This window comes from Evansella clarkii (genome assembly GCF_002019695.1).
Classification (GTDB): domain Bacteria; phylum Bacillota; class Bacilli; order Bacillales; family Salisediminibacteriaceae; genus Evansella; species Evansella clarkii.
This window is the reverse complement of the sequence record NZ_KV917376.1, coordinates 3,831,508-3,848,360: the sequence shown is the minus strand read 5'-3', so window position 1 is coordinate 3,848,360 and position 16,853 is coordinate 3,831,508. Positions and strand designations below refer to the sequence as shown.

Here is a 16,853-nt window from a genome sequence, read left to right as displayed (position 1 = left end):
CGGTGCCTGGTGTATGAAATAATAAATGTCGAATCATCTTCGATGTAATGGAGGTTAAAAGAGGATAAAAAAAGACCCCAGCGACTATGTGTAGTAAGATAAGGCTACCTGACAAGAAAGCCTCATCCTATACAAAGAAAGAGTGAAGTCACATGGGGCGAAAGTATAAAAAATCTAAATCCACTTCTAATCATATTAGAGGAAAGAAAGGAAGTCAATTCCGAGCTGAATTAAGAGGGATTGACCTGGAGAAGGTATTGATCGTTTCGATTGATGCAGCGAAGTTTTATCAGAAAGTAATGGTCTGTAATTACTTTGGAGATGTCTTATTAGAACCTATGTTTTTCGGAGTCAATAAAAAAGGGATAAGTAGCCTTCATGAAAAGCTACAGAAGATCAAGGCCAAAGTAGAGGCAAAGCGTATTTTCGTTGGTATTGAAGCAACTGGCCATTACTACGAGGATATAGTAAGGGAATTAGAAGCCTTAAAATATGTGGTTACCATTATTAACGCAGCTACAACCTATGAAGAAAGGGCCGGAGCACTAAATTGGAGTAAAACAGATGACCTTGATCTGGATGCCATAGCGCAAGTCATTATTCAAAATAAGGGGACAGAAAATAAACTTCCGCAAGGAAAGTACCAGGAATTATTGACATTGACAAGAGCTCGCAGGAATGAAGTTCGTAAGAGATCGAGGGTAAAAGTAGAGATACGAACGCTGATGGATAAGATATGGCGCGAATTCCAAGGTCATGTTTTAGTAAATGGAAACACCCCGACTAAAGTGGAGTTATTCAGCGACTTCTGGGGGAAATCCTCCCTGTTTTTCATGAAGCACTTCCCTCATCCGGAAGACATACTCTCTATGGATGAAGAGGGTATTCGAGCCCTTTCTGTTAAGCACAATTTGAAATTGAGAGACTCAACCATTAGGAATCTTTTATATGTGGCCAGAGAGAGCCTATGTAAGCCAAAAGAAACCGTACGTCCAGAGTTATTATTACTTAAAATGGCTCTACAGAACATAGAGTACCTCAATGAAAATATAAAGGTTTTAGAAAAAGAGATTGAGAAAGTATTATTGGAGACAGACGGAAGGCTTCTGCTTAGCATTCCAGGAATCGGAGTAATTACAGCTGCAGAGTTTTATAGTGAAGTTGGCGACCTATCAAACTTTGAGCACGCTGGGCAAATTATAAAGAAAGCAGGAACCAACCCTATTGTCATCCAATCAGGTGGTCTGCAAGGGTTTCACGGAAAAATTTCGAAACAGGGAAATAAGAACCTTCGGTTTATTGTTTATACAATCGGCAAGTCTTTAGCTCAACACAATAAGGATCTGCGTTCCTATTACAATAAACTTCGAGATCGTGGCAAACATCAGAGGAAAGCCTATATAGCTTTAGGAAATAAGTTCATTCGTATTGCTTTTTCCATGCTTAAGAATCGTATAGTCTATGAAACAAAAGATGAGTCGTATGAGTATTTAAAGATGATGAAAGAGAAGTTACGCCATACAAAAATGAAGGATTTTTATCAATTGATTAGTGCAGCATAAAATTATGATAATTTGATTCTTACTAATAAAATATGAGTCTCCTCCTCTGGGGCTGAGGGAAAATCGACTCGGTGCCGGAGGCATAGACCTCGAGTGACAGCATGATTTACCTCGTCCTACAAATGCGAATTGTACGTTATGACAACGAAACCTGAACTAACCAGGCTGTATCCCTGTAGTATTGAAACGAGGTAGTGTTCTATTCAAGTCCGAGAAGAGTGAGACTCATCTATAAAGCTTTCTGTCAGTTGCTTAATGGTATTTTTTGTATATTTTTACGTAAGGTTATTTGGATTACGCAAAAACAAGAAAAAACTAATTGACATAGTACGCTGTCACCACCCGAATAATCTTGTTTCACGGAACAGGATTTTTCGACATAAGTCAGCCTCTGTTTGATGGCTGCTCTCCAACTACAACAAGACATTATTTTCACTATCTTCAAGCCCTTAGTCTCAATACGCAGACTGGGGCTTGAGGTATAATTACAGTAAATAAAATAGAAGAGGGAGCCGTCAATATGGAGACAAAAATTCCGGCTTGCATCAAATGCGGGGAGCCTTTTACAAGAAGGGATATATTTATCAGTTTTTTTACCGGGCGGTATTTTATATGTAAAAACTGTAAAACAAGATACCGCAATAATAAATATGTGCTATTCACAGGGCTTATAATTATACTGGGCCATTCTTTTCTAAGAGATATTGTACCTGACTGGTCTTTATGGTGGGAAGGTGCTGCCTACGCTTTTATAATAGGATTTGGTTTTATACTCCTGAGAACATACACCCTTAAGCTAACCCCAAAAGATATTAAATAAAGTAAAGTAACGGCTCTTAATTTTCCAGAGCGTGACCCAATTAAATAGCACCACCCGAATAATCTGGTACGGGTGGTGACTTAACAAATTATTGAGAGAGGAACGCTATACACGTCCCTCTTTACCTTTTCTCCACTATTAACCGGAGGCCGTGTTTCGGGCGGAGTGTGATCAGTGGCTGGGCTTTTATTTCCTGCTGGCCAGGCGGGGAACTGAACTTAAACTGCCGGGCAAGGCAGGCAAGTACAAGCACCGCTTCCATAAAAGCAAAGTGGTTGCCAATACATACCCGTGGTCCGCCTCCGAATGGAAAATAAGCGTAAGCAGGTATCGTTTTAAGAAAGTCATTTTTAAATCGATCAGGTCTAAATTCATCAGGGTCTTCGTAATACAACGGATTTCTGTGCATCACATACTGGCTTATTAAAATCATGTCGCCTTTTTTAACAGGATAGCCGCCAATCTCAGTATCTTCATCGGCCTGTCTGCCAATAACATATGCAGGAGGGTAAAGGCGTAAAGACTCAGAAATGACATTTTGGGTGCAGACCAGTCTGCTGAAATGTTCCGGTTTAACAGGCCCGCCACCAGTAACTTCAGCAATTTCCTCGTATAACTCATTTTGTATCTCCGGATGCTGGGACAGGAGATGCAGCGTCCATGTTAACGCATTTGCTGTTGTTTCATGGCCGGCAAGGAAAATCGTCATCAGTTCATCCCGCAGCTGGGAGTCGTCCATTTTTAACCCGTCTGTTTCATCTTTTGCCCTCATTAAGACGCCGAGTAAATCTTCATGCTCAGCATCTTCCTGCTTTCTTTCGCCGATCAGACGAAAAAGCACTTCGTCTAAATCCTTCACTGCCTCCTTAAATTTCCGGTTTTTTTCCACTGGCACCCAGAGGGGAAGGGGAAGAAGTGAACGCATTCTTCTCACTGCTGTATTCATTACTTCCTCCATAGGTTCGCCAATGATGGAGGCACCTTCGTCAAATTCCATACTAAACATTGTTTTGCTGATAATTCCAAGAGCTATATTCATCATATCATCTGATACGAGCCGTTCTTCCATAGTTCCCCACCGGGAAATATACGTGTCCGTTGTATTAATCATGTCCTCAGCGTACGATGTGATATGTGTTTTTTTAAAAGCAGGCTGTATCATTCTTCTTTGCTTAAGGTGGAAATCTTTTTCACTCGTTAAAAGACCGTTTCCAACGATAGTTTTTAACGATTGTATATCTCTCGATTTGATAAACGAGCGTTGTTTCGTAACGAGAATCTCTTTTATTAAATCCGGGTCATTTACAAGAAAAACATTTTGAAAAGGACCGAATCGGAAACTGGAAACTTTACCGTATTTTTCAGAGAGTTCAGTAAGAAATTTGAGGGGATGAGATTGAAACGCATGAAGGCTTCCGGTAAAGAGTTTTTCTTTCGGACCAGGGGGCTTAGGGGGCTTCCTGGATTGTTTCCCCCTTGGTGTTCTATCTTTATTCACGTCATTTGCCTCCTTTTCTCTAATAGCTGCCAAGCTGTTAATATCATATGAAAGCTTTGACATTAAGCTTGTACCTTTGCGGATGATAGAAAAAAGAGGCGGCAGCACGGACGCTTCGGCTAAAAAAACCGTGTCCGCACGCTGCCTGGAATAAATGAAAGTTTTTAAATTGGTGAAGATCGATCATGAAGCCAGTTAATCAGAAAATCCGGAAGTTTTCCTTTTACGGCTATAGTTACGTGGCCGCCCCTGACTGTTTTAAAAAGTTTGTCTTCACTTCCAGTATTATCCATAATTGGTTTGCTCATCTTAGGAGGAACCAGTTCATCATCTAATGCCGAAACGATGAGGAGGCTGGATTTAATGTTTGATAGTTTAACTGTTTCATTATCTATCATTAACTGGTCGTTCATTAGTTTATTATCGATATACAGGTCATAGATGATTTTTTTCAAAGCCGCCCCTGAGAAAGGGACATGGTCATTTGCCCAGTTGTTTATACTGGACCATTTTTTCATGTAGTTTTCGTCGCCGGCCCGTTTTAGAAGAGACAGGTAAGAGGTAACTGTCATTGGCAGAGTAAGTGTTTTGATAAATGATTTCACACCGCTGGCAGGGATGAATTCCAATGCATCGATAAGCTCATCCACTGGCAGAGTGTTATTTTTAAAAGCACGATCCCACTTTTTCCATTTAATACTCTCTTTAAAATCGATTGGCGGAGCAAAGAGGACAAGATTTTTAACCGGTTCTTCCGCAACAGCAGCATAAATAGCAGCTAATGTTCCACCCATACAGTAACCGAGGACGCTGATCTCATCTGCTTTTGAATGAAGCAAAGCTCTTCTGACACCTTTTTGGATATGCTTTTTTATATAGTCATCGAGGGTGAGGTCTTTATCTTCATAGCCGAGTGTGCCGAAATCCAGCAAATACACGTCATAACCCTCTCTTGTAAAAGCATTTATCATACTCATTTCAGGAGAAAGATCAAGTATGGCAGGTTTATTTAATAATGAGTAGATTAAAAACAAAGGAGTACGATATTTCCTTAGTTTTGGCGGATAATGCCAGAGGGTTGATTTATTCTTTTTCCAGACAGGTTCTCTCGAAGTTGAACCGGAAGAGGACCCTGTCAGTGGATGGGAAAAATCACGTTCCCGGTTGTTTCCCGACGGCTTGTCACTCAACTTTATTCAGCCTTTTGAAGAGGGATTCAGTCAGGTTGGACAGGTCCTGCTCCTGAAGGTTGAAAGATCTCAGAATTAAATCCCTTCGGAACTGTTTCAGCGGGTCGATTTCTGTGGTGCGTTCGTTTTTGTGGTCAAATGACAGTTCATCGTCCTGGTCCTCATCTGTGGCTGCATCTTCATATATATCTGCCGAAATTTCCTCCGAATCACTTTCACCATCATAGTCGGCAGCTTCAGGCATATCTTGGAACCTGTCAGCGAGCATCGCGAATTTTTCTTCCAGTGAATCAATCTTTTCCTCTACCTGGATATTTAGTTTAGCGATATTGGCAACGTCATCCTTCGTAGGCAGATTCAGGCGGAGAGTGACGAATTCACTCAATGATTTAATAAAACTTAATGCATTTGTTTGTTCTGTCATGACCTTCTTTGTCAGGCCGATTAGTTTTTTGTCGTCTAAAACAGCATTAATGAGGTCTTTAATATCCGTATCCGCATCCATTTTTGGAAGTTTAATAAGGTCGTCTAAATGAACTGTTTTTTTGGCAGGCATCATCGTCATCCTTTCATCAATTATCAGTGGAAAATTCCTTGCTATAGTATATACTTTGTACAATCATCAGTGATGAAAATAGGTGCCTGTTTCGACGGGTGCCACCCGTTTGACAAGTGCCTGTCACCACCCGGTTTTTGTCGAACTGTGTCGTGGGGCAAGGGGACAGGTATGGTGTTCCACGGGGTTTATTGGTGGGGCGGGACAGTATACCTGTCTCTCTGTCCCACTATCAATTATGAATATATAAATTAATTATGCAAAAGTGGGTAAAAAATCCGCTCCCTATTTTCAGAAAAGTAAGAATACAGCCTGTTCATAGTTGGCATGGAACTTGCAACATAATTAAGAACAGAAGCCATATGTGAAAGGCTGAAATGGAAAAGTAGAAAGGGGAGTATTATGTATGAAAGAAAATACGGAAATTAACGTCAGAAAACCAACTTTAATGGTTGCAATGATTCCAATAGTCTTCATGATTGTTTCACTTTACATAGGGATCGCTGTACTTGACCTGGATGCACATATTCCATTGCTAATAAGCGGTGTCGTTGCCACGATTGTTGCCATGTGGCTCGGTTTTTCATGGAAGGAAATTGAAGTTTCCTTTCTTAACACGATCCGGCTCTCTTTGCAGGCGATCATTATTTTGTTAGTAATAGGTGCTATTATCGGTTCCTGGATTGCCGGGGGAATTGTGCCTACGATGATTTATTATGGTTTGGAACTGCTGTCTCCAACGTATTTTCTCGTGAGTGCATGTGCCATCTGCTGTGTCGTAGCATTAGCCTCGGGAAATGCCTGGACCGCCGCAGGTACTATCGGGATTGCGATCATGGGTATTGGCGAGGGGCTAGGCATGAATACGGCAATGGTTGCAGGGGCGGTCATATCCGGGGTCTATTTTGGCGATAAAGTGTCCCCTTTATCTGAAACGACAAATATGGCACCAGGTATAACTGGGGCAGAGTTATTTGAACATATAAAGCATATGATGTACACTACTGTCCCTGCTCTTGCAATCGCGTTAGTATTGTATACGATTATTGGCCTCAGGTTTACAAACGTGCAGTCAAACATCGGCGAAGTGCAGCAGCTGCAAAGTCAGTTAAACGATATTTTTCTTATCACACCGTGGCTCCTGATCGCCCCGGCTGCAGTCATTATCATGATGATGTTTCGGATGCCTGCAATTCCCGGGCTCTTGATCGGGTCCCTGATTGGTGTTGTATTCTCTATTGGCTTCCAGGGGATGGCTGCAGGAGATGCTTTCAATGTAATGTATTACGGGTTTGCGAGCGATATCGGCGTCAGTGTAGTAGACAACCTGTTGAATAATGGCGGGATGGAAAGCATGATGTACACAGTTGCCTTAATTTTAATCGCAATGAGTTTCGGGGGAATTCTTGAAAAAGCAGGGATACTGGAAGCGATCGTGTTAGCTCTGCTGAAATTTGCAAAAAGTACTGGCAGTTTAATAGCGTCAACCGTTGCAACTTGTATCGCGGCTAATATTATAGCCTGCGATCAGTATCTGGCAATCATTCTCCCGGGACGGATGTACTCAAAAGCGTATGAAAATAAAAATCTTCACCCGAAAAACCTTTCCAGGACGATTGAAGATGCAGGAACGATGACATCACCTCTCGTTCCGTGGAACACATGCGGTGCGTTCATGTTCGGGACATTAGGTGTATCAGCATTTAGTTATGCGCCTTTCGCTTTTTTATGTATTCTCAGTCCGATTATCGCAATCATTTATGGCTATTTGAATTACAAGATCGAGTACTTGCCGGCCAAACCAGCGGCTGCTGCTGAAATTGCAGCGGATGACCGGTTAAAAGCATAGATGCTGAGCCAATAGTGGAAGGGGAAAAAGACGGTGAACTACAAAGAATTAATCATCAGTCCATATTATGGTCAGATAGCTGAAATTTATATTGAAAAAGGCAGCCGAATAAATGAGGGAGAACAGCTGTTTTCTATACACACGTTAGAAGGGAATATTGAATATATATCGTTCGGGATATATGGTTATATTCATTCTATTGAAGTGTGCGAGGGAGAAGATGTGATACCAGGCATGGTTTTAGCATATGTTCAGACCGAGTTTTAAAACTGCAGCCGAATAAATTACCATTCAAGTGGAGAAGTTAATTTTTTGCTTCTCCACTTGAATATTTTTTGGTAAAAACTTTCCGCTGAAAGTTATTTAGTGCTAGTAACTAGTGATTTCATTACAAACAGGCTGCGAGTTTTATCGAAACTAGTAACAGTAGTAAACAGAAATTTCTGACCCTTTTGAATTGAAGAACAGTTTAGTAGTATAATGAAAGAAAAAGAGTTGTACCGGGAGGGAGATTGGCATGAACGCTACCGCACTGGAAAAACTAATTCCTCTGACATGTATATCGATGGATGCTCCAGAAAAAGAATTTCTCCACGAATTCAGAAAATCCACTGCTTCATTTTTGTTCCTTACTAAAAAGAATAAAATCCATGCTTATCTCAATATAGATGAATTAGACAATGAAGAGCGTTTTAGTTTAGATAAAAAAATGGCAGAGACCAAGGCCGTGCCAATTAAAAATATAGGCGAATGTAAGCTCGGGAGTCCAATGTCTTTTGCCCAGATGTTTCAGATTATGGGTGAACACATCACTCTTGTTAAAAATGATGAAGATGAATATATCGGGTATATCAACAGGGTAGATGCCTTAATAGAATTATTTCGCCAGGAAAACATAAACACAGATATATTTAAGGTCATACTTTCTTCCATTCCAATGGGGATTTTTATAGTAGATTCTGAAAGAAAAATAGTAAATTGTAATGAATCCGGCTTGAAAATGATCAAATCCTCCTATGAGAAAGTAATGAGAGCAAAAAGCGGGGAGATATTTAATGAGGAGCATATTGATACTGTTTTTTCCACTGGAGAAACATTGCTTAATCAGATACATATTAAAGAAGACATGGGTGTGCTCGTAGATTACAGCCCTATCAGGAATGAAAACAACGAGGTGGACGGCTTAATAATCATCGTACAGGATTTGCCGATGGTGGAAGAAATGGCGATGGAAATTGAATATGTAAGAGACCTGAATACAGATTTAAACGCCATTTTAGCAACTATGTATGATGAGATCCTTGTAGTTAATAAAGAGGGAAAGCTTCTCCGCCACAGTGAGAGTCTGATTCATGATTTTTGGGGAGTGAAGGATATAAAGGAACTGGAGGGAAAGAATCTTTTAGAAATTGAAAAAAGCGGTGTGTACAATCCGTCTATTGTCAGGCCAGTGCTGGAAAAGAAAAAGAAGGTTTCCATAGTTCAGGAAACGCCTGCAGGAAAGACCGTACTGGCAGTCGGCAATCCCATATTTAATGAAAATGGAGAAATCCACCGAATTGTAATTGCCTTAAGAGACATCACCGAGACGACGATGTTAAAGGACGAACTTAGAGAAACAAAACGATTGACGAGGAACTATAAAAATGAGCTGGAGAAGCTTAAGAACAAGAATAATACCTATTCCAGGCAGATTATTTATTGCAGCAGCAAAATGGAAAAGGTGATGAACCGGATCAGGAAGCTTGCAGATTTCGATTCAACAGTACTTATATTAGGAGAATCAGGAGTTGGTAAAGAACTGATTGCAAGATCCATTCATAGCGAAGGTAATCGGGCACACCAGCCTTATTTAGCTGTTAACTGCGGAGCGATTACGGAAGATTTACTGGAAAGTGAATTATTCGGGTACACCAAAGGCGCATTTACAGGTGCAGACTCCAAAGGTAAGGTCGGGTACTTTGAACAAGCTAATCACGGAGTTCTTTTTCTGGATGAGGTCAGTGAAATTCCTCCCCGTCTGCAGGTAAAACTGTTGAGAGTGCTTCAGGAAAAAGAGGTCACGCCTGTGGGAAGCACAAAAGCTATTCCTATAGATGTTCAGATCATCGCAGCAACGAATCGGAATTTAGAAAAAATGGTGGAGGAAGGATCGTTCAGGGAAGATTTATTTTACCGTATTAATGTTATTCCTATCCAGGTGCCTCCGTTAAGGGAAAGACCGGAAGACATTCCATTGCTGGCATTTCATTTTATTCAGCAGCTCAATGAAAAATATAAAAAAAATTACCACCTGTCGCCGGATGCAGTGACATTACTGGAAGTTTACGACTGGCCGGGGAACATAAGGGAATTGCAAAACCAGATTGAACGGTTAGTTGTAACCGCCGACGATGAGGTGATCAGTGCTGAGTTTGTTGCCCATTCTCTGAAGTTTGGCCCTATGAAACGGACCAAGCCTATGGTAACGGGGATCCTGCCTATGCACGAAGCAAAGGAGCATCTGGAAGAACAACTGATCCTGCTTGCGATGAAGCAATATAAAACGACGACAAAAGCAGCTCAGGTCTTACAAATCAGCCAGTCAGCCGTCAGCCGAAAATACCAGAAAATCTTAAAAAAACAAACAAATAATCCTGATTCATAAATAATAAGAGGCTGCTTTTCTGTTAAGAAAGGCAGTTTTTATACCTGTACTGAATCAATTTCATAATTTATCTTAATTTTTAGCAGCTTCGTTGGACTGCATCCGCTCGCTTTCCGCGGGCAACGCTTCCGCCAATGCTTTTTCCGCAGGAGTCTCGCGGATTCCGTCCAATCGGCCCCTCTGTCAGCGCCTTTTTACGCTCGCCAATTGGCGAGTTTTTTTATGGTTGAAATCTTTCCCCACCTGCAATGGTGTAAATGGAACACTAAACTTGATCATCATATTTTAATGCCAGCGTTCACAAACGATGCTCATAGTGGTAAAGTTACGCATTTGCACTTGCTATGACTTTGTTTATTAATTCTAAACTTAGCATATGCTTTGGAACATAAGCTATGCACAGATTCATAGATATTGAGGGTGGATTGCTGGAAAACGGCGTTAGCTCAGTAATGAAAAAACTGGCATGAAAATTGCAATTAATTATAGTGAAGTGAAATTATTTAGGAGGTTTTACAAAATGATTAACGAACCGTCTTTAAAACAGCCTGATATCTCAGAACTAACAGAACTTGATAAGAGGCATTATATTCACCCAACTACTATACCTAAATTACATGCTGAAAATGGTCCAAAGCTTACTTTTAAAGAAGGGAACGGTATTTTTGTCAAAGACATTCACGGAGACGAATATATAGACGGCCTGTCCATGCTGTGGAATGTTAACCTGGGCCACGGAAATAAGGAACTGGCGAGTGTTGCAAAAGAACAGATGGAAAAGCTTGCATTCAGTTCTTCCTTTGCCGGTTACTCCAATGAACCTGCTGTCCGGCTTGCTGAAAAGATTGCAGCCATGGCTCCCGGGGACTTGAACTCTGTATTTTTTACTTCCGGCGGGTCTGAATCCAATGATACAGCGTTTAAACTTGCAAGGTTCTACTGGAATTTAAAAGGACAGCCGGAGAAAAAGAAAATTATTGCATTAAAACAATCCTATCACGGGGTAACAATCGCAGCGCAAACTGCTACAGCGATCCCGGCGTTTCATTCGTTTTCCGGGTCAGGTATTTCAGAAGTTTTCCATGCTGTTCCTCATCTCACAAAGTGTGAGGAAGGAGATAAGAAAGATCCGAATTACAAAAACAGTATTCGTGCTCTCGTTGAAAGAGAAGGGGCGGAAACTATTGCCGCAGTTATTGTGGAGCCGGTTCAAGGTTCCGGTGGAGTGCATATGCCGCCGGAAGGTTACTTGCAGGCAGTAAGGAAGCTATGTGATGAATTTAATATCTTGTTTTTAGCGGATGAAGTAATCTGCGGCTTTGGCAGAACAGGCAAAATGTTTGGGGTGGATAACTGGGGAGTGGTACCTGATTTAATGAGTGTTGCGAAAGGGGTTTCCAGCGGCTATTCCCAATTAGGCGGTGTATTGATCAAGGATGAAATACGAGACACGATCGTCCAGTACGAAGATGTTTTAGCACATGGTTTCACATACAGCGGCCATCCAACAGCATGTGCTGTAGCGTTAAAGAACATTGAAATTCTTGAGCGTGACCAGGTTGTTGCTAATGTAAAAAATATGGAAAGTGAACTGAAAGCAGGATTTAAGTATTTAGAAGACAAACATCCAACATTTACAAAATCAAGAGCACTTGGTTTGCTGTCAGGATTTGAGCTTTATGCAGACAGGGATGAAATGGTGCCGTTTGACCAGTCGATTCTTCCTGCAACAGAAGTAGTTGAAGAGTGCTTTAACAGAAAACTCATTTTAAGGCCGTTAGTATCAAATGTTGGAAGAAATATTGTTGCGATCGCCCCTCCGCTTATTATCAACAAGCAGGAAGTGGAGCTTATGATTAATATTATCGACGAATCTATCTCAGCTTTTGAGCGGAAACATCTATAAATCAGAGAGAAACGTAAACAGGAAGGAGCAGTTTTGATGGTTAAAAAGCTCGTTTTGCGTGGTTCTCCAAGGGAAATTGGCAGAACCCATGGAGCTGATGGAAAAAAAGAAGTACATCAGAGCCTGGAAACATATGAAAAGCTTTTTCATGGATATAAAGGAATCAACTGGCCAGAGGCGAAGGAAGCAGGGTTAGTTCACCTGAAAGCAATCGAAAACTATAATATGGAATTCATTGAAGAAATGGAGGGCGTCGCAGAAGGAGCTGGTGTAGATTTTGAAGATATTCTTGCTTTGAACGCAAGGAGTGAAATCGCGCTGGCGAATTATAAAGGCGCTTCTTTTTCAGACGGCTGTACTTCTATTGCAGTAACGGCACCAGTTTCCGAGCATACAATCATCGGACAAAACTGGGACTGGAAAGCTTCCCAAAAAGAAAGCCTTCTTCTTCTCGAAATTCATCAGGAAGATAAGCCGGTCATCACAATGGTGACGGAAGGAGGGATAATCGGAAAAATCGGGTTTAATTCAGCAGGTGTAGGGCTCTGCTTCAACGCTTTACTGACAGACAAAAAATCAGATGAAGTTCCTGTCCACTTAGGGTTAAGAAGCGTACTTAATTCGTCTTCCCTTCATGAAGCAGTTTCTAAATTAAAGGGAGGCCAGATCGCTTCTGCCGGAAATATTATGATTGGCTATGATGACGGAGGAGCTGGGATGGCGACTAATGTGGAAACATCCCCGTTTGGCATCGATATGATAGGCGGAACTGACGGAAAAGCAGTCCACACGAACCACATATGTTCAGAGGAAATAAAGAAGAATTTAAAAGATATGAATGAATTTGCTTTCGAAGATTCCATGATTCGCAAAAGGCGTGCAGAGCAGCTCATTTTTCACACGGCATCAGCCAGAAATGAAGAAATAAATGAAACTTCTTTTAAGCGGTGGTTATCTGACAGATTTAATGAACCGAATTCGATTAATCATTATGAAAACTTAAATGCTCCGGAACACCGCCGGATGGTCACCGTTTTTTCTATTATTATGAACCTCACGGAAAGAAGAATGTATCTGAGCACAGGGCACCCGACGGAAGATTCATTTGAAGAAATTTAAGGGGGAATAAGAATGCTTTATATCAATGGTGAATGGAAAAAATCTAATTCAGGAGAAACAATTGATATTTTTAATCCGGCAACAGGAGAGCTTATTAGCTCAGTTGCTTCAGGAGGCAAAACAGAAACAGAGGAAGCAATCTATGCTGCTGAAGCAGCTTTTAAGAAATGGAGAAAGGTGCCAGGTCCAAAGCGGGGGAAATACTTAAAAAAAGTTGCGGCTATTATGAAATCGAAGGTAAATGAGATTGCTGAAACGATTACGATGGAAATGGGAAAACCCCTCGCAGATGCAAAAGGTGAAGTACTCGGTGCGATTGCTTATGTGGAATGGTACGGAGAAGAGGCGAGCCGGGTATACGGAGATATTCTTCCTGCATCCCATCCGGATAAACAGTTAACAGTACATAGACAGCCAGTTGGTGTAACGGCAGCTATCACTCCATGGAACTTCCCGGCTTCTATGATTACACGAAAAATCGCGCCGGCAATTGCCGCAGGCTGCACGGTCGTATTAAAGCCTGCACCGTCCACACCATTATCTGCAATTAAAGTGTTTGAGTGCTTCCATGAAGCAGAGCTGCCTGCAGGTGTTGTTAATTTAGTCATCGGGCCGGCAGAAGAAATCGGTGATGTAATGACGGAAAGCCCTGTCGTACGAAAACTTACTTTTACAGGATCGACAGCAGTTGGTAAACTGCTTTTGAAAAAATCAGCTGCAACAGTGAAGAAGGTTTCCATGGAGCTGGGCGGGCACGCGCCATTCCTCGTTTTTGAAGATGCGGATATTGACACAGCCGTTACAGGCGTCCTTTTAACAAAGTTTAAAAATGCAGGACAAACATGTATCAGCACGAACAGAATTTATGTGCATGAAAGCATTGCTGATAGTTTTGGTCAAAAGCTGTCTGAAAAGGTTTCCGAGCTCAGAGTAGGCAACGGGATGGAAAAAGGGACAGATGTTGGTCCATTAATTACTCCAGAGGCTGTTGAAAAAGTCGAGAGCCATGTAAAAGACGCAGTTGCCAATGAAGGGAAAATTCTTTGCGGCGGAAACAGAACCGGAGAGAAAGGCAACTTCTTTGAACCTACCGTAATTAATTTCGCTAATGAAAAAATGAAAATTTCCAAAGAGGAAACGTTCGGTCCAGTAGCTCCCATCTTCACGTTTACTGACGAAGAAGAAGTTATTAATCTGGCAAACCATGATAGCTACGGGCTTGCTGCTTATTGTTTTACAAATGATTTAGGAAGAAGCAACCGCCTGATCCAGGACCTGGAGTATGGGATAGTAGGCATTAACGACCCTGCGCCAATTGTTCCCCAAGCTCCGTTTGGGGGAGTCAAAGAAAGCGGAATGGGCAAAGAAGGGGGAAGATCAGGCATTCTTGAGTATCTGGAAGAGAAATTTGTTTCCGTCGCTTCCCTCAAGAGAGAATAATAAAAGAGAGGAGAGTTATTAATGGCAAAGACCGAACTGCCCGATTTAGAGAAGGAAATTGTCATCAGGAATATTACGCAGGACGACGTGGAAGAAGTTGCTGAACTGTCCATAAACAGTTTTGGTCCTGATATATCCTTCAAACAGGAGCATTTTAAAAGCCAGGTGGATATCTTTCCGGAGGGGCAACTCTGCGTAGAGTATAAAGGAAAAATAGTCGGCTCCTGTTCAAGCCTGATTCTTAATTACGAAGAGTATCTGGATAAAAATAATTATAAGGTTCTTTGTGACAACGGTTATATCCGCAACCATAGACCGGACGGTATTAATTTATACGGTGTAGAGGTATCTGTTCATCCTGATTACAGGAGTCTTAAACTAGGGAGAAAGCTTTATAACGCCCGTAAGAAAATTTGTCAGGACTTCAATTTAAAAAGTATTATTCTCGGCGGACGGATACCATATTTTTATAAGTTTGCTGATCAAATGTCAGCGCAGGAATACGTACAAAAAGTAGCAGATAAAGAGATTTATGATCCGGTACTTACTTTTCAGATAAATAATGGTTTTCAACTAAAGGACGTTATCCCTAATTACCTCGAAGGGGATGACGCTTCCCTCTACTATGCGACGTGGATGGAATGGTATAACAAAGATTATAAGTTTCAGAAGATAGGGACAGAGTAAAAAAAGCCAGGTCATGCGAGTACGGAACCGCCCCCGGTAAACGCAGAGTCGAGGCACCAGGTTATCTGTGTGGAAACAGGAAAACGAGGCCGGTGGCGGTTTAATTTCTTCTAAAAAGGAGTGTCTTCTTACTATGAGTAACAAACAAATTACTAATCCGAAAAGTCCGGAAACATTATGGAATGAGTTATCTCAATTAGACCGTAAACATGTACTGCACCCTTCTACTAATCCTAAAGCTCAGGCAGAATCAGGACCTAAGATTATTTTTTCAGGAGGACAAGGAATTTATCTGAATGATTTGAAAGGAAGAACATACATCGACGGAGTTTCCATGCTGTGGAATGTAAATCTGGGCCACGGAAATAAAGAACTGGCAGAAGCTTCTTATAAGCAAATGTCTGATTCTGCATATACAACAGGGTTTTATGGCTACGCAAATGAACCGACAGTCCTTCTTGCTGAAAAAATCGCCTCTTTAACTCCTGGTGATTTAAACACTATTTTTTACACGTCGGGTGGTTCAGAATCGAATGATACAGCTTTTAAGTTATCCAGGTTTTACTGGCAGTTAAAAGGTTACAAAGAAAAAAGGAAGATCATCTCACTGAGAAGGGGATACCACGGGGTAACAGTGGCTGCACAAAGGGCAACAGGGATAGAAGTTTACCGGAATTTTTCAGGCTCCCAAGACCCTGATATTGTTAATGCAGAACCATATCTGACAGAATGTGAGCTTGGAGATAATAATCATCCCAGATACGAAGAAAGCATCCGGCATATTATTGAAAAAGAAGGAAAGGAAAAAATCGCCGCAGTCATCGTTGAGCCGATACAAGGAGCAGGCGGGGTACATATGCCTCCTGAAGGATACTTGGAGGCACTGAGAAGATTATGTGATGAGAATGAGATACATTTCATTGCCGATGAAGTAATTTGCGGCTTTGGCAGAACCGGCAAGATGTTTGGCGTGGATCACTGGAATGTCGTTCCCGACTTCATGTCTGTAGCTAAGGGGATCACAAGTGGTTACGCTCAACTGGGAGGGGTTGTCATGCGTGAAGATATAAAGAATGCAATCTCCGAGTTTGACGGCATGCTGGCACACGGATTTACTTACAGCGGCCACCCGACTGCCTGTGCTGTAGGTTTGAAAAATATTGAGATACTTTTGAGAGATAACCTCGTTGACCACGCGGAAAAAATGGGGGAAGTCCTGGAAGAGGGACTTAAATATCTGGAAGGTAAGTATGAATTTTTTACAAAAACAAGGGTGAAAGGCCTGCTGGCAGGGTTTGACTTAATGAAGGATCCACAATCCGGACTGCCGTTTGATGATTCTGTGAAAGCAGCTGCTTCCCTGGTAGAGGAATGTTATCAGCGGGATTTGTTAATCCGGCCATTTGACTTCGAGCCAGGAATGAATACAGTAGCTATTGCACCTCCTTTAATTGTTACAAAAGAAGAGGTTGAAAGAATTATTTCTATAGTAGACAGTTCACTGGAAGCATTTATGAAAAAGATATAGCGTTAAAACGTAGTTCGGATAAATTGCTATGAAACAAAAGAAGGGAGGCCT

The 16,853-nt window shown here is 41.5% G+C and carries 12 protein-coding genes; 9 read left to right on the top strand and 3 right to left on the bottom strand.

The features are described 5' to 3' along the window. Positions 1 to 152 precede the first annotated feature (152 nt). Positions 153 to 1,562, top strand: coding sequence for an IS110 family RNA-guided transposase (locus tag BK582_RS17940; RefSeq protein ID WP_078593737.1), 1,410 nt, complete (start codon positions 153 to 155; stop codon positions 1,560 to 1,562). A gap of 941 nt (positions 1,563 to 2,503) precedes the next feature. On the opposite strand, the gene BK582_RS17930 is transcribed toward BK582_RS17940, so the two are convergent. The 3 genes from BK582_RS17930 to BK582_RS17920 all read right to left on the bottom strand — a co-directional run bounded on the left by BK582_RS17930 (position 2,504) and on the right by BK582_RS17920 (position 5,689). Further along, entirely contained in the window at positions 2,504 to 3,880 is a 1,377-nt protein-coding gene (locus BK582_RS17930; RefSeq protein WP_244895425.1) for a cytochrome P450, read from the bottom strand. Between the two features lie 164 nt (positions 3,881 to 4,044). After that, a complete protein-coding gene (locus BK582_RS17925; RefSeq protein ID WP_244895424.1) occupies positions 4,045 to 5,070 on the bottom strand; it encodes an alpha/beta fold hydrolase in 1,026 nt (341 codons plus the stop codon). Continuing rightward, entirely contained in the window at positions 5,063 to 5,689 is a 627-nt protein-coding gene (locus BK582_RS17920) for a hypothetical protein (protein ID WP_169911112.1), read from the bottom strand. Before BK582_RS17920 ends, BK582_RS17925 begins: the two co-directional genes overlap by 8 nt. Before the next feature lie 343 nt (positions 5,690 to 6,032). Here BK582_RS17920 and nhaC point away from each other — a divergent pair, with 343 nt between their 5' ends. The 8 genes from nhaC to BK582_RS17880 all read left to right on the top strand — a co-directional run bounded on the left by nhaC (position 6,033) and on the right by BK582_RS17880 (position 16,802). Further along, a complete protein-coding gene (gene nhaC, locus BK582_RS17915) occupies positions 6,033 to 7,475 on the top strand; it encodes a Na+/H+ antiporter NhaC (protein ID WP_078596355.1) in 1,443 nt (480 codons plus the stop codon). A gap of 33 nt (positions 7,476 to 7,508) precedes the next feature. Further along, a complete protein-coding gene (locus tag BK582_RS17910) occupies positions 7,509 to 7,742 on the top strand; it encodes a biotin/lipoyl attachment domain-containing protein (protein WP_078596354.1) in 234 nt (77 codons plus the stop codon). 250 nt (positions 7,743 to 7,992) lie between these two features. Continuing rightward, positions 7,993 to 10,122 (top strand): sigma 54-interacting transcriptional regulator, encoded by a 2,130-nt coding sequence (locus tag BK582_RS17905; RefSeq protein WP_078596353.1) that lies wholly within the window; start codon positions 7,993 to 7,995, stop codon positions 10,120 to 10,122. A gap of 520 nt (positions 10,123 to 10,642) precedes the next feature. Continuing rightward, positions 10,643 to 12,028 carry an aminotransferase family protein gene (locus BK582_RS17900; RefSeq protein ID WP_078596352.1) on the top strand — a complete coding sequence of 462 codons (1,386 nt, stop codon included), beginning with the start codon at positions 10,643 to 10,645 and terminating at the stop codon, positions 12,026 to 12,028. A gap of 36 nt (positions 12,029 to 12,064) precedes the next feature. Then, on the top strand, positions 12,065 to 13,147 hold the full coding sequence (locus BK582_RS17895) for a C45 family autoproteolytic acyltransferase/hydrolase (protein ID WP_078596351.1): 1,083 nt from the start codon (positions 12,065 to 12,067) through the stop codon (positions 13,145 to 13,147). 12 nt (positions 13,148 to 13,159) lie between these two features. After that, positions 13,160 to 14,587, top strand: coding sequence for an NAD-dependent succinate-semialdehyde dehydrogenase (locus tag BK582_RS17890; protein WP_078596350.1), 1,428 nt, complete (start codon positions 13,160 to 13,162; stop codon positions 14,585 to 14,587). 21 nt (positions 14,588 to 14,608) lie between these two features. Continuing rightward, entirely contained in the window at positions 14,609 to 15,274 is a 666-nt protein-coding gene (locus tag BK582_RS17885) for a GNAT family N-acetyltransferase (protein WP_078596349.1), read from the top strand. A 133-nt stretch (positions 15,275 to 15,407) separates the two neighbouring features. Continuing rightward, complete coding sequence (locus BK582_RS17880; RefSeq protein WP_078596348.1) at positions 15,408 to 16,802, top strand: aminotransferase family protein; 1,395 nt, start codon at positions 15,408 to 15,410, stop codon at positions 16,800 to 16,802. Positions 16,803 to 16,853: the final 51 nt, after the last annotated feature.

What these genes read in the sequence shown, in the direction of transcription:
- BK582_RS17940 (WP_078593737.1), top strand. Translation starts at nt 153, where the DNA reads ATGGGGCGAAAGTATAAAAAATCTAAATCCACTTCTAATCATATTAGA.
- nhaC (WP_078596355.1), top strand. Translation starts at nt 6,033, where the DNA reads ATGAAAGAAAATACGGAAATTAACGTCAGAAAACCAACTTTAATGGTT.
- BK582_RS17905 (WP_078596353.1), top strand. Translation starts at nt 7,993, where the DNA reads ATGAACGCTACCGCACTGGAAAAACTAATTCCTCTGACATGTATATCG.
- BK582_RS17900 (WP_078596352.1), top strand. Translation starts at nt 10,643, where the DNA reads ATGATTAACGAACCGTCTTTAAAACAGCCTGATATCTCAGAACTAACA.
- BK582_RS17895 (WP_078596351.1), top strand. Translation starts at nt 12,065, where the DNA reads ATGGTTAAAAAGCTCGTTTTGCGTGGTTCTCCAAGGGAAATTGGCAGA.
- BK582_RS17890 (WP_078596350.1), top strand. Translation starts at nt 13,160, where the DNA reads ATGCTTTATATCAATGGTGAATGGAAAAAATCTAATTCAGGAGAAACA.
- BK582_RS17885 (WP_078596349.1), top strand. Translation starts at nt 14,609, where the DNA reads ATGGCAAAGACCGAACTGCCCGATTTAGAGAAGGAAATTGTCATCAGG.
- BK582_RS17880 (WP_078596348.1), top strand. Translation starts at nt 15,408, where the DNA reads ATGAGTAACAAACAAATTACTAATCCGAAAAGTCCGGAAACATTATGG.